Annotated in this window: 11 protein-coding genes; all 11 read left to right on the top strand. The window is 69.5% G+C overall.

Going from position 1 to position 14,304, the window contains the following annotated elements; all coding sequences use genetic code 11:
* Positions 1–85: 85 nt before the first annotated feature.
* The 11 genes from AC3WS6_RS15260 to AC3WS6_RS15210 all read left to right on the top strand — a co-directional run bounded on the left by AC3WS6_RS15260 (position 86) and on the right by AC3WS6_RS15210 (position 14,299).
* Complete coding sequence (locus AC3WS6_RS15260) at positions 86–874, top strand: HAD family hydrolase (protein ID WP_492502325.1); 789 nt, start codon at positions 86–88, stop codon at positions 872–874.
* A complete protein-coding gene (locus AC3WS6_RS15255) occupies positions 871–3,375 on the top strand; it encodes a glycoside hydrolase family 65 protein (RefSeq protein WP_492501874.1) in 2,505 nt (834 codons plus the stop codon). The genes AC3WS6_RS15260 and AC3WS6_RS15255 overlap by 4 nt, the downstream gene beginning before the upstream one ends.
* A gap of 2 nt (positions 3,376–3,377) precedes the next feature.
* Positions 3,378–4,457: a DUF2207 family protein gene (locus AC3WS6_RS15250; RefSeq protein ID WP_492501873.1), complete on the top strand. Its 1,080-nt coding sequence runs from the start codon at positions 3,378–3,380 to the stop codon at positions 4,455–4,457.
* A 104-nt stretch (positions 4,458–4,561) separates the two neighbouring features.
* The gene (locus AC3WS6_RS15245; RefSeq protein ID WP_492501872.1) at positions 4,562–7,063 is read left to right on the top strand and encodes a DNA polymerase III subunit gamma and tau; all 2,502 of its coding nucleotides are present in this window, start codon (positions 4,562–4,564) and stop codon (positions 7,061–7,063) included.
* Positions 7,063–7,656 carry a recombination mediator RecR gene (gene recR, locus AC3WS6_RS15240; RefSeq protein WP_201471350.1) on the top strand — a complete coding sequence of 198 codons (594 nt, stop codon included), beginning with the start codon at positions 7,063–7,065 and terminating at the stop codon, positions 7,654–7,656. Before AC3WS6_RS15245 ends, recR begins: the two co-directional genes overlap by 1 nt.
* Positions 7,653–8,591: a DMT family transporter gene (locus tag AC3WS6_RS15235; protein WP_492501871.1), complete on the top strand. Its 939-nt coding sequence runs from the start codon at positions 7,653–7,655 to the stop codon at positions 8,589–8,591. Before recR ends, AC3WS6_RS15235 begins: the two co-directional genes overlap by 4 nt.
* Positions 8,592–8,734: 143 nt before the next feature.
* Positions 8,735–10,021, top strand: coding sequence for an aspartate kinase (locus AC3WS6_RS15230; protein ID WP_492501870.1), 1,287 nt, complete (start codon positions 8,735–8,737; stop codon positions 10,019–10,021).
* A 127-nt stretch (positions 10,022–10,148) separates the two neighbouring features.
* A complete protein-coding gene (locus AC3WS6_RS15225; RefSeq protein ID WP_492501869.1) occupies positions 10,149–11,213 on the top strand; it encodes an aspartate-semialdehyde dehydrogenase in 1,065 nt (354 codons plus the stop codon).
* 102 nt (positions 11,214–11,315) lie between these two features.
* Positions 11,316–12,785, top strand: a complete 1,470-nt coding sequence (locus AC3WS6_RS15220; protein ID WP_492501868.1) for a malate:quinone oxidoreductase — start codon at positions 11,316–11,318, stop codon at positions 12,783–12,785.
* A gap of 7 nt (positions 12,786–12,792) precedes the next feature.
* Entirely contained in the window at positions 12,793–13,404 is a 612-nt protein-coding gene (locus tag AC3WS6_RS15215; protein ID WP_492501867.1) for a thymidine kinase, read from the top strand.
* Between the two features lie 154 nt (positions 13,405–13,558).
* A complete protein-coding gene (locus AC3WS6_RS15210) occupies positions 13,559–14,299 on the top strand; it encodes a FadR/GntR family transcriptional regulator (protein WP_492501866.1) in 741 nt (246 codons plus the stop codon).
* Positions 14,300–14,304 lie beyond the last annotated feature (5 nt).

Genomic DNA, 14,304 nt, shown 5'->3' with positions numbered 1-14,304 from the left:
GTTACCGCCGACGCCTCGGCCCAACTACGCTTGCACAGTGGCACGGAGAGGTGCCGGAACCATCGTCCTTCTCCTGGAGGCTCCTGTGCCCGAAGCACTGCCCGACCTGCTCCGCGCCGACGGGGTCCTGTTCGACCTCGACGGCGTGCTCACACCGACCGCCGAGGTGCATATGCGCGCCTGGAAGGTCGTGTTCGACGAGGTGTTCGCCCGTTGGGGCATCGAAGCGCCGTACACCGACGCCGACTACTTCGACTACGTCGACGGCAAGAAGCGCTACGACGGCGTCGCGAGCCTTCTGCACAGTCGCAACGTCGAGGTGCCCTGGGGATCGGTCGACGATCCGCCCGAGGCCGAGACGATCTGCGGCATCGGCAATCGCAAGAACGCGGCCTTCGCGACCTCGCTGCGCGCCGAGGGCATCGCCCCGTATCCCGGTTCGCTCGCGCTCGTCGAGAATCTCTCCGCCGCCGGTGTCCCGATCGGCGTCGTGTCGAGCTCGAAGAACGCCGAGGAGGTGCTGGGTGCCGCCGGCCTCCGCTCGTTCTTCCGCGTCGTGGTCGACGGGGTGGTCGCCGAGCGCGACGGCCTCGCCTCCAAGCCCGCCGCCGACATGTTCGCCGCCGGCGCCGTGGCGCTGGGGGTGGACCCGGCCACGAGCGTCGCCGTCGAGGATGCGACGTCGGGTGCGGCCTCGGCCGCTGCTGCCGGATTCGCGACGGTGGTCGGCGTGGACCGCGGCACCGGAGCCGATGCGCTGCGCGCCGCGGGCGCGACGGTCGTCGTCGACGACCTCGATGCCTTCCTCTCTGCGCCGGGCGGCTCCGACGCCACCGACTCCGCATCCCGCTCCGACTCCGAGGAGACCGCATGATCGACCGCGAACGCTTCCCCGTCGACCCCTGGCGTCTCATCGAGACGCGCTACTCCGAGAGCGGCGTGGCAGAGACCCTCTTCAGCGTGGGCAACGGCTATCTCGGTCTGCGCGGCAACCACATCGAGGGTCGGGGAGCGCACGAGCACGGGACGTTCATCAACGGCCTGCACGAGACGTGGCCGATCCGGCATGCCGAGCAGGCGTACGGCTTCGCAGAGGTCGGGCAGACGATCGTCAACGCGCCCGACGCCAAGGTCATGCGCGTGTACGTCGATGACGAGCCGATCTCGTTCGACGAGGCCGACGTGCGCGAGTACCGCCGCACGCTCGACATGCGCACGGGTGTGCTCGAGCGCATCGTCGTGTGGGAGACCCCGTCGGGCAAGCGGGTGCGCATGCGCGACGAGCGCATCGTCAGCTTCGAGGAGCGCCACCTCGCCGTGCTCCGCCTCGAGGTCGTCGTCGAGAACGCGGATGCTCCGGTCACCGTCAGCTGCCAGATGATCAACCGCCAGGACGGCGCCGGCGTGTACGCGGGCACTCCTGTCGAGGCGAAGAGCGGCTTCGATCCTCGCAAGGCCGAGAAGATCGCCGAGCGTGTGCTCGAGCCGGCAGAGCACTGGCAGGACGGGCTGCGCTCGGCACTGTCGTACTCGGTCGCCGCCTCCGGCATGACGGTCGCCGTCGTCGCCGATCACGTGATCGAGACCGAGAACGACTACACGTCGCGCACGCTCATCGAGGAGGACATCTCGAAGAACGTCTTCCGCGTGCAGGCGAAGGCGGGTGTGCCGATCACCGTGACCAAGCTCGTCAGCTACCACACCTCCCGCGGTGTGCCGCCGCGCGAGCTGGTGGACCGCTGCCGCCGTTCGCTCGACCGAGTGCGTGTCGAGGGCGTCGACGCCCAGTTCGAGCGCCAGGCCGCATGGCTCGCCGCGTTCTGGGAGCGCAGCGACGTGCAGATCGGCGGCCACGACGACATCCAGCAGGCCACTCGGTGGTGCCTGCTGCAGCTCGCCCAGGCCTCCGCCCGCGCCGACGGCACGGGCGTGCCCGCCAAGGGCGTCTCGGGCTCGGGGTACAGCGGCCACTACTTCTGGGACACCGAGATCTACGTGCTCCCGTTCCTCACGTACACGTCGCCGCAGTGGGCGCGCAACGCGCTGCGGGCGCGTGTGCTCATGCTGCCGGCCGCCCGCCGCAGGGCGGCTCAGCTCAACGAGGCCGGCGCGCTGTTCCCCTGGCGCACCATCAACGGCGAGGAGGCCTCGGCCTACTACGCCGCCGGCACCGCGCAGTATCACATCAACGCCGACGTCAGCTTCGCGCTCGGCAAGTACGTGCGTGCCACCGGCGACGACGACTTCCTGCGCCGCGAGGGCATCGACATCGCGATCGAGACCGCGCGCCTGTGGGCGACGCTGGGCTTCTGGCGCACCTCGCGCATCGTGGCCGACACGAACGACGACGACGGCATCGAGACGTTCCACATCCACGGCGTCACCGGGCCCGACGAGTACACGACGGTCGTGAACGACAACCTGTACACGAACGTCATGGCGCGCTACAACCTGCGCTATGCGGCTCGGGTCGTGCGCGAGGCGCGTGAGGCGAACGGCGAGGAGTTCGCCAGGGTCGTCGAGCGCACCGGACTCGCCGAGGGCGAGGCCGAGGGCTGGGAACGGGCCGCCGACGCGATGTTCATCCCGTTCAGCGAGAGTCTGGGCATCCACCCGCAGGACTCGCTGTTCCTCGAGCGCGAGGTCTGGGATCTCGCACACACCCCGAAGGAGCAGCGGCCCCTGCTGCTGCACTTCCACCCCCTCGTGATCTACCGCTTCCAGGTGCTCAAGCAGGCGGATGTCGTGCTCGCGCTCTTCCTGCAGGGCAACCACTTCACGCCCGAGGAGAAGAAGGCCGACTTCGACTACTACGATCCGCTCACCACCGGCGATTCGACGTTGTCGGCGGTCGTGCAGTCGATCCTCGCCGCCGAGGTCGGCTATCAGGATCTCGCTCTGCAGTACTTCCGGCAGTCGCTGTTCGTCGACCTCCACGACCTGCACCACAACGCCGCCGACGGCGTGCACGTGGCATCCGCGGGCGGCGTGTGGACGGCGCTCGTGTGCGGCTTCGGCGGTATGCGCGACTACGCGGGCGAGCTGAGCTTCGACCCGCGTCTGCCCGCGGACTGGCCGTCGTTGTCGTTCCCGCTGCAGTGGCAGGGGTCTGCGCTGCAGGTCACGATCACGGCCGACGAGCTGCGGGTGCACGTGAGCACGGGCGAGCCCGTGCCGTTCAGCGTGCGTGACGCGGCCTACATCGCGACGGTCGGTGACGACGTGGTCGTCCCTCTCGCCGACCAGGGGCCGATCCTCTCGGGGCGCCCCACGCTGCGGCAGTTCGCCGACGCGCTCCGCGAGGACGGCACGCGGCTGTCGGCATCCGTGCCGGTGATCACGACCGCGATCCCGATCATCGAACCGATCGACTGAGGGTGCTGATCACGGCGGTGCTCTTCGGGCTCGTGCCCGGAGTGCTCCTGCTCGTGCTCGCGGTCGTCGAGCGCGCACGGTCGGTGCAGCGCGTCGCGTCTCCCGGGCCGCGGTTCGCGCCCGCGGAGCACGCGACCGTGCTGTCGGACGCTCTGCTGCTGAACGCCGACCGCAGGGCGGTCGCGGCCGCGCTGATCGACCTGGCCGTGCGACGCAAGGTGCGCCTGTTGGTCGACTCGGACGACGCGGATTCCCGTGGGTCGGGCCGACGTGAGCCGGTCGGCATCGAGATCGTCGAGGGTGCGGCGTTCACACCCGAAGAGCTCGGCGTGCTCGAAGCGCTGTTCGGCCCGGATCACACGCCGGGGCGGGTGCGCAGGTTCGGTTCGGATGCTCGGGCGCTGCACCGTCGGGTGCGCGGCGTCATCGACGAGGCCGAGAAGCGGCTCGCGAGTGCGGGGCTCATCGGTCGTGGCCGACGCGGCTGGGCCACGTTCCTGATCCGCGTCGCCGCGGTGCTGGTGGCGGGCGTCTGCCTTCTGCTCCTCATGGCCGCGTGGGCGGTGAGCGAACCCGGCGCCGCGCTCTACGCCGTGCTGAGCATCGGCCTGCTCGTCGCGATCGCGGCGATCGTGATCGCTCCGCGACCGTGGCGCCGTTTCCGCCCGGAGTCGCAGCCGGGGCGGGAGCATCTCGCGGGCCTGCGCGAGTACATCGCCCTCGCCGAGGCGGAGCCTCTGCGGTTCTCGCAATCGGCCGACGGGGCCGATCTGCGGGCCGATGTCTCTCCTGAGGCGTCGAGCGCCCGGCTGCAGAGGTTCCTGCTGAACGAGCGACTGCTGCCCCACGCGGTGCTGTTCGGACTCGAACGGTCGTGGGCGGCCGTGCTGCAGACAGAGTCGCGCGAGCTGCGCGTCGTCGAGGGCATCGACGGCGCCATGGAGGTCGCGGGTGCGGTGATCGAGGTGATCCAGCTGGCCGGCGGCGTCGTGCAGCTCGTGAGCGCGGTCGGCGATCTCGTCGACGCTACGGGCGGTGTGGTCGAGGTCGTCGGCGGAGTCTTCGAGGCCGTGTCGTCGTGATTCCGCGCGGCGGCTCGGTGCTCGCAGCGGCAGGGCGCAGAGCACGCGTGCTGCGGGCTGCCCCCGTCTGCCGGAACGTCCGTGGCACGCCGTAGGCTGGTGTGGTGACCACAGCCCTCTACCGCCGCTACCGCCCCGAGTCGTTCGGCGAGATGATCGGGCAGTCCCAGGTGACCGATCCGCTCATGACCGCACTCCGCGGCGACCGGGTCGGACACGCGTATCTCTTCTCGGGCCCCCGTGGCTGCGGCAAGACCACCTCGGCGCGCATCCTCGCGCGGTGCCTCAACTGCGCCGAGGGGCCGACCGATGTGCCCTGCGGCAGGTGCCCGAGCTGCGTCGAGCTGTCGCGCGCCGGCGGAGGATCCCTCGACGTCGTCGAGATCGACGCGGCGAGCCACAACGGTGTCGACGACGCTCGCGACCTGCGTGAACGCGCCACGTTCGCTCCCAGCCGCGACCGCTACAAGATCTTCATCCTCGACGAGGCCCACATGGTCACGCCGCAGGGGTTCAACGCGCTGCTCAAGCTCGTCGAAGAGCCTCCCGAGCACGTGAAGTTCATCTTCGCGACGACCGAGCCCGAGAAGGTGCTCGGCACGATCCGCTCGCGCACCCATCACTACCCGTTCCGCCTGGTGCCTCCCGCGGCCATGCTCGAGTACGTCGAGAAGCTCTGCGTCGAAGAGGGCGTGGTCGCCGAACGCGGTGTTCTCCCTCTCGTCGTCCGCGCCGGCGGCGGGTCGCCACGAGACACCCTGTCGCTGCTCGATCAGCTGATCGCCGGATCGGATTCACCGGCGGGTTCCGAGACGGTCACGGTCGCCTACGAGCGCGCCGTCGCCCTGCTCGGCTACACGCACGCCGCCCTTCTCGACGAGATCGTCGATGCGCTCGCCGCGGGCGACGCGGCAGCCGCCTTCCCCGCGATCGACCGTGTCGTGCAGACCGGCCAAGACCCTCGTCGTTTCGTCGACGATCTGCTCGAACGCCTGCGCGACCTGATCGTGATCGCGGCCGTGGGCGACGGAGCCTCCTCGGTGCTGCGCGGCCTCGCCGAAGACGACCTCGCGCGCATGCGCACGCAGGCCGACTCGTTCGGCGCAGCGCGACTGTCGCGAACGGCCGACGTGGTCAGTGCCGCGCTCGACGACATGTCGGGGGCGACCTCTCCGCGCCTGCATCTCGAGCTCATGGTGGCGCGGGTCCTCGCCGCAAGCGCGGATGCCGCGGTCGCCGGCGGTGCTCCCGCGGCGGCGCCGAGGGTCGATGCAGCACCGGCACCGGCACCAGCGCAATCACCGGCACAGGCACAGGCACAGGCACAGACACCGCCGGCCGCCGTGCAGCGACCGAGCGCTGCCGCGCAGCCCGAGGCGACGGAGCCGCAGCAGGCTCCGAGCACCGCGCCCGCCGAGGTCACGATCGACTCCATCGGGTCGACGATCCATGCGGCCCCGGTCGAATCCGCGGCGTCCGACTCTCCGGGCCTGGTGGCCGCAGACGTCGCCGAGGCCACCGAGGTCGCCGCAGAGGCGGCCGAATCCAGCGCGTCCGAACTCGAGGCATCCGCACCGGCGGAGCCGTCGGGACCCGTCACGCTCGGCCGCATCACCGAGTCGTGGCCCGGCGTCCTCAAGCGACTCGAGGGGCTCAGCCGCACCTCGTGGCTGCTCGCGACGGCCGTGCAGCCGCTCGCGTACGACACCGAGTCCGAGGTGCTCACGCTCGGCTTCGCGAGCCAGCACGACGTCGCGAAGTTCAAGGGGACGACACCCGGTGCGGGGCCGTCCGACCACCTGCGCATGGCCATCGAGCACGAGGTGGGAGTGAAGGTCAAGTACCGACCCGCGCCCATGCCCGCGGGAGGCGCACCGCGTCAACCGTCGTCGCCCCCTTCCGGTGCGCCGGCCGCCGACGCTCCCGCATCGGAGCCTGCGTCAGCGCGCTCACCCCGCCCGCAGACGAGCAGCGCCTCAGCGGCGTCCGTGACCGAGTGGGCGGTGGCCCGAATTCCCGCGTCGATCGAGCCCGTGACGATGCCCGTCCCCGCTGCGGAGTCAGGGACCACGGCACTCGCACCCGCGACGACGCCCACGGCGCCCGCAGCGGCGACCCCCGCACCCGCGACGCCCGCCGACGAGGCTTCGGCAGCGTCCGTCGCGTCGCCCGGCCAGGGTTCCGCACCCGCGGCCCCCGGTCGGGCGGCGAATTCGCCGGCCCCGCAGCCCGCGCGCGCCCCCGAGGAACCCCCGTATCCGGCCGATGACGAGCCGCCCTATTACGACGACGAGCCGCCGTACGATCCCTCGTACGAGCCGACGCCGCCTCGGGGAGCACCCGGTCAGGGCACGCCGGCCCCTGCCGCCACGGCTCGCGCGGGCGCGGCGACAGCGTCGGCATCCGGGCGCGCCCCCGCGTCGGCATCCGGTCGTTCCGGGTCCTCGGCTTCCCCGACGACTCACGCGGCGTCCGCCGCACCGACCATCACCGAGCGCACCCCGGCCGGGGGAGTGCAGCGCTACGGTGAGGCCGTGATCCGCCAGGTGCTCGGCGCGACGTTCGTGCGCGAAGAGCCCTACGAGCCCCCGACGAGGTTCTCCTGATGTATGACGGCATCGTCCAAGAGCTGATCGACGAGTTCGGTCGCCTACCCGGCATCGGGCCCAAGTCCGCTCAGCGCATCGCATTCCACATCCTGCAGACGCCGACCTTCGACGTCGCGCGCCTCTCCGAGCTGCTGGTCGAGATCCGCGTGCGTGTGCGCTTCTGCGAGATCTGTGGCAACGTGGCCGAGCAGGAGCGCTGCGTCATCTGCCGCGACCCGCGCCGCAACGCCACTCTGATCTGCGTGGTCGAAGACGCGAAAGACGTCGCGGCCATCGAGCGCACCCGTGAATTCCGAGGGCTCTATCACGTGCTGGGCGGGGCGATCAGCCCGATCGCGGGCATCGGTCCCGACGACCTGCGCATCGCACAGCTCATGACGCGTCTGGCCGACGGCACGGTGCAAGAGGTGATCCTGGCGACGAACCCCAATCTCGAGGGCGAGGCGACCGCCAGCTACCTCAGCCGCCTGCTGACGACCATGCAGATCACGGTGTCGCGCCTCGCTTCCGGATTGCCGGTCGGCGGCGATCTCGAGTACGCCGATGAGGTCACGCTCGGGCGTGCATTCGAGGGCCGGCGCGTGCTGTGAACTCGCAGGGCGGCTTCTCGCGACGCGGATGGCTGCTCTTCGGGGCGATGGCCCTGCTGTGGGGCGTGCCGTACCTCTTCATCAGCATCGCCGTCGAGTCGATCTCGCCCCCGGCCATCGTCGCCGGGCGCACGCTGATCGCCGCTCTGCTGCTGCTTCCGTTCGCGATCCGCGGCGGTGCGCTGCGGGCGGCGTGGAAGCACTGGCCCTGGGTGCTCGCCTTCGGCCTCGTCGAGATGGCAGGCCCCTTCGTGCTGCTCGGCCACGCAGAGATGACTCTGCCGTCCGGCATGACCGGGCTTCTCGTCGCGACCGTGCCCCTGTTCGCCGCACTCATCGCGCTCGGCGGGGGAGACAGGGGAGTGCTGCGTCCGACGCGGGCGATCGGCCTCCTCGTCGGGTTCCTCGGCGTCGCGATCGTCGTCGCAGGCCCCGGACTCTTCGGCGGTGAGATCAGTCTGCTCGCTGCGGGTGAGGTGCTGCTCGTGGCGATCCTCTATGCCATCGCGCCGTTCATCGTCGCCCGCAAGCTCGCCGAAGTGCCGTCTCTGGGCACCATCACCCTGTCGCTGCTGATGATCGGCGTCCTCTACCTGCCCATCGGGCTGCTCACCCAGCACCGGCTGCCCACACTGCCGTCGGTCGTCGCGCTCGTGGCCCTCGCCGTCATCTGCACTGCGGTGGCGTTCCTCGCGTTCTTCGCCCTGATCCGCGAGGTCGGGCCGGTGCGCGCACCGCTGTTCACGTACGTGAACCCCGTGGTCGCGATCATCCTCGGTGCGATCGTGCTCGCCGAGCCGCTCACCCCCGGGCTGCTGATCGGCTTCCCGTTGATCATCGCAGGATGCTGGTTCGCGGCCACCGGAGGGCGCTTCCGCCCACCCGCATCCACCGCCGACGATCTCGCCCTCTCGCCCACTCCGCCCGCTCTCTGACGCGTCGGGCCCGCAACGCTCCGGCGACGACACTCCGCGGCCCCGGTCCGCCGGTCGCTGGCCCCGTCACATGCGACTCGCGGCATACGCGGCGATCGTAGAATGATCGTGGGCGGATCCGCCCGACATCCCAGGGAGTGAACGTGGCCCTCATCGTGCAGAAGTACGGCGGCTCATCCGTCGCCGACGCAGAGAGCATCAAGCGCGTCGCCAAGCGCATCGTCGACACGCGTCGCGCCGGGCACGACGTCGTTGTCGCCGTCAGTGCGATGGGCGATACGACCGATGAACTGCTCGACCTCGCGAACGAGGTCGCGCCGATCCCCGCACCGCGCGAGCTCGACATGCTGCTCTCCAGCGGTGAGCGCATCTCGATGGCGTTGCTCGCGATGGCGATCCACTCGATGGGCTTCGAGGCCCGTTCGTTCACCGGCAGCCAGGCCGGCATGATCACCGACTCGCATCACGGTTCCGCGCGCATCGTCGACGTCACTCCGGTGCGACTGCGTGAGGCCCTCGACGAGGGTGCGATCGTCATCGTCGCCGGGTTCCAGGGTTTCAACCGCGACACCCGTGACATCACCACGCTCGGCCGCGGCGGTTCCGACACCACCGCCGTCGCCCTCGCTGCCGCGCTGAGCGCCGATGTCTGCGAGATCTACAGCGACGTCGACGGCATCTTCACGGCCGACCCCCGCGTCATCCCGAAGGCGCAGAAGCTCGATCACATCGGCAGCGAAGAGATGCTCGAGCTCGCCGCCAACGGCGCCAAGGTGCTCTACATCCGCGCCGTCGAGTACGCACGCCGTCACGGCGTCCTCATCCACGCCCGCTCGACGTTCTCGTCGGCCGAGGGCACATACGTTCTGGGCGAGGGCATGAAGAACCCTCGCGAAGCCGAGGGAGCAGCCATGGAAGAGCCGATCGTCGCCGGAGTCGCCACCGATTTCGGCCAGGCCAAGATCACGGTCGCCGGGGTGCCCGATGTCCCGGGCAAGGCCGCGGAGATCTTCAAGATCGTCGCCAAGTCCGGCGCCAACGTCGACATGATCGTGCAGAACGTGTCGGCGGCCTCGACCGGACGCACCGACATCTCGTTCACGGTCCCCAAGGCGGATGCCGCGGCTGCCCTCAAGGCGCTCGCGGGCGATCAGGCCGAGGTCGGCTTCGAGAACCTCGTGCACGACGACCAGATCGGCAAGCTCTCGGTGGTCGGCGCGGGCATGCGCACCCATTCCGGCGTCTCCGCGATCCTCTTCGAGGCGCTGTCTGCCGGAGGCATCAACATCGAGATGATCTCGACCTCCGAGATCCGCATCTCGGTCGTGCTGCGCGACAACGAGCTCGCCGAGGCGGCCCGCACCGTGCACGCGGCATACGGCCTCGACGGCGAGAACGAGGCGACGGTCCACGCAGGCACCGGTCGCTGACGGCATCCGCCCTTCGGTGGCCACGATAGACTCACCGAAACCCTGACATCGGCGCCAGGCGCGGCATCCGCATCCCGACGTCGCGCCCGAAGCCTCTCTGCTGTACTGCACGACGCCAAGGAACCTCATGACCCGCATCTCCGACTCAGGACTCTCCGTCGCCATCGTGGGCGCCACCGGCCAGGTGGGCACCGTGATGCGCGAGATTCTCGCCGAGCGATCCTTCCCCATCCGCGAGCTGCGCCTGTTCTCGTCGTCGCGCTCCGCCGGCACGGCGATCGAGTTCGGCGGTGCCACGGTGATCGTCGAAGACGTCGAGACCGCGGATGCCACCGGCATCGACATCGCACTCTTCTCCGCCGGTGCGACCGCCAGCCGTGCCTACGCGCCGCGCTTCGCCGAGGCCGGGGCCGTCGTGGTCGACAACTCCAGCGCCTGGCGCAACGACCCCGAGGTCCCGCTGGTGGTCAGCGAGGTCAACCCGCACGCGATCGACGACCGCCCCCGCGGCATCATCGCGAACCCGAACTGCACGACCATGGCCGCGATGCCGGTGCTGAAGGCGCTGCACGCCGAGGCGGGCCTCGAGCGACTCATCGTGTCGACGTATCAGGCCGTGTCCGGCTCGGGTCTCGCCGGTGCGCAGGAGCTCCTCGGCCAGGTCGAGGGCGTGCTCGCGCAGGGCGACACCCTGCGCCTCGTGCACGACGGCTCGGCGATCGACTTCCCCGAGCCCGAGAAGTACGTCGCCCCGATCGCCTTCGACGTCATCCCCTTCGCCGGCAACCTCGTCGACGACGGTCAGAACGAGACCGACGAGGAGAAGAAGCTCCGCAACGAGAGCCGCAAGATCCTCGAGCTCCCCGACCTCCGCGTCGCGGGCACCTGTGTGCGCGTGCCGGTGTTCACGGGGCATTCGCTCTCGATCAACGTCGAGTTCGCCCGCGACATCACCCCGCAGCGCGCTGCCGAGGTGCTGAGCGAGGCGCCTGGCGTGGTGCTCGACGAGGTGCCGACCCCGCTGCAGGCAGCGGGTAAGGACCCGAGCTTCGTGGGTCGCATCCGCGCCGACCAGTCGGCTCCCGAGAACAAGGGCCTCGTGCTGTTCATCAGCAACGACAATCTGCGCAAGGGCGCCGCGCTGAACGCGGTGCAGATCGCGGAGATCCTCGCCGAGCGGCTGGCGTCGTAGCACTCGCGTCATAGCCTCTGCGCATCCCCGTCATACGGAACCGGTCTGACCGGGCCGGGCTCCGTGGTCGGTCGTGTCGTGACCTCGAACTAGACTGTTCCGGTGACCGAAAACGTCGATGTCGTCTTGATCGGTGGTGGCATCATGAGCGCCACCCTGGGTACTCTGCTGCACGAGCTGCAGCCGGATTGGAAGATCGTCGCATTCGAGCGACTCTCCGATGTGGCGCAGGAGTCCTCCAACCCGTGGAACAACGCGGGCACGGGTCATGCGGCGCTCTGCGAGCTGAACTACATGCCGCAGCAGAAGGGTGCACCTCTCGACCCGGCCAAGGCGGTCTCGATCAACGAGCAGTTCCAGCAGAGCCGTCAGTTCTGGTCGTCGCTGGTCGAGCGAGGAGTGCTCGACGAGCCCTCGACGTTCATCAACGCCACTCCGCACATGACGTTCGTGCGCGGTGAGAAAGATGTCGCGTACCTCAAGGACCGCTACGAGGTGCTCAAGAAGCAGCCCCTGTTCGACGGCATCGAGTACAGCGAAGACTCGCGTGTCATCAACAAGTGGGCGCCGTTGCTCATGCAGCAGCGTCGCAAGGGCGAGCCGTTCGCGGCGACCCGCGTGCCGGCCGGAACCGATGTCGACTTCGGCGCACTGACCCACCAGCTCTTCGACCACCTCACCCAGTCGGGCGTCTCGCTGCGCACCAACCACGAGGTGCGTTCGCTCAAGAAGCAGAAAGACGGCTGGCTGGTCAAGTACCGCACCACCATCGGGCGCACGCCGAACGAGATCAAGGCGCGCTTTGTCTTCGTCGGCGCCGGTGGCTGGGCTCTCAAGCTGCTGCAGCGCTCGGGGATCCCCGAGATCAAGGGATACGGGGTCTTCCCGATCGGTGGGCAGTTCCTCAAGACGAGCAACCCCACGATCGTCGCCCAGCACAAGGCCAAGGTCTACTCGCAGGCATCGGTCGGTGCGCCCCCCATGTCGGTGCCGCACCTCGACACCCGCGTCGTCGACGGCGAGGCGTCGCTCATGTTCGGCCCGTTCGCGACGTTCAGCCCCAAGTTCCTCAAGAACGGTTCGATGCTCGACCTCGTGACCCAGGTGCGGCCGCACAACCTGTGGCCGATGCTGCGGGTCGCGTTCGCGAACCCCGACCTGATCACCTACCTGGTGGGTGAACTGCTGAAGAACCACGGCAAGAAGGTCGACAGTCTGCGCACCTTCATGCCCACCGCGAAGGACGAGGACTGGACCCTCATCAACGCGGGTCAGCGCGCGCAGGTGATGAAGAAGGATCCGAAGAAGGGCGGCGTGCTGCAGTTCGGCACCGAGGTCGTGGCGGCAGCCGACGGATCGATCGCCGGCCTGCTCGGCGCCTCGCCGGGAGCCTCCACGGCGGTGCCCATCATGCTCGACCTGCTCAAGAAGTGCTTCCCCGAGCAGTATCCCGGGTGGGAGCCCGAGTTGCGCGAGCTGATCCCTACCTTCGGGAAGACGCTCAACACCGATGCGGCGCTGGCCGAGAAGTCCACCGCGGCCACGGCCGCGACGCTGGGCATCAACGAGTAACGCGCCGGTGGCGAAGCTCTACTTCCGCTACGGAGCGATGAACTCCGGCAAGTCGACCTCGCTCCTGCAGGCCGCCTACAACTACGAGGAACGCGGCCAGCACGTGCTGCTCGCGAAGCCTGCGATCGACACGAAGGGCGCCTCGCAGATCGACAGCAGGCTCGGCATGACCCGAGACGTCGACTTCCTCATCGGCGCGGATGACGACGCCAGAGCGCTCTCCGCACAGCACAGCCGCGATGCGGCCATCGCGTGCCTTCTGATCGACGAGGCGCAGTTCCTCACGGCCGGGCAGGTCGACGACCTCTTCCGCATCGCGATCGAAGACGACATCCCGGTGATCGCCTACGGCATCCGCAACGACTTCCTCACCCACGCCTTCCCGGGTTCTGCCCGGCTGCTCGCGATCTCGCACTCGCTCGAAGAGCTCAAGACCATCTGCCGCTGCGGACGCAAGGCCGTGTTCAACGGCCGGGTGATCGGTGGTCGCTTCGTGTTCGACGGCGACCAGGTCGCGATCGATGAGGGCGCCGACGGTTCTGCGACGCCCGAGCTCACGACGTATGAGTCGCTGTGCGGGGCCTGCTACCTGCAGGAGTCCGGCGGCCGCCTGGGCTGAGTCCGGCGGACGCCTGGCGTCCCTCACCCGCAGACCCTGCGTTGGCGGGTGGTCCGTCGTGCGCGGATTGCGTGGTCTGACCACACGCGCTACTGTGGTCAGACCACAGGCTCGCACGGCGCGGAGTCTGATCCGACCGCGATGAGGAGAGCGGATGCCCGAACAGCCCGCACGCGCATGGCGCCTCGTGCTCGAACACATCGAGCGCGACCTCCTCGACGGGCGCATCGGCCCGGGGGACCGCCTTCCCTCCGAACGCGATCTCGCGACCGATCTCGGCGTGGGGCGCTCGAGCGTCCGCGAGGCGCTGCGAGTGCTCGAGGTGATGGGTCTGATCCGCACGTCGACCGGCTCAGGGCCGCAGTCGGGGGCGATCGTGATCTCGACCCCCACGGGTGGCATGTCGACGCTGCTGAGGCTCCAGGTCGCCGCGCGCGGGTTCTTGCTCGAAGACGTCGTGCAGACCCGTCTTCTCCTGGAGGATGCGGTGGTCGCAGCGCTCGCCGACAGAGCCGAGCGCGACCTCAGCGCCGCGCACCGCGTGCTCGACGCCATGGACGCGGAGGGGCTCACTCCTGCGGAGTTCCTCGCCCTCGATGCCGAGCTGCACCTGGCTCTCGCCGACTCGAGCGGCAACACCGTGGTCGCCGCGATCATGGCCGGTCTCCGCACGGCCATCGAGTCCTACGTGCTGGAGGGGGCTGCCGCGGTGGCCGACTGGGACGGCATGGCAGAGGGTCTGCGCGCCGAGCACCGCGCGATCATCGACGCGATCGATGCGGGTGACGCCCGGGCTGCCCGTGATCTCGTCCGCGCACACATCACCGGCTACTACGAACGCACCGGATCCCTGAGCGTGTCTCAGGGCGACGGTCCTCCACGAACGACCGACTGAAAGGA

It is taken from the genome of Microbacterium sp. EB106-03-03-XG65, assembly GCF_058791955.1.
This window is presented reverse-complemented; position numbering and strand designations above follow the sequence as displayed.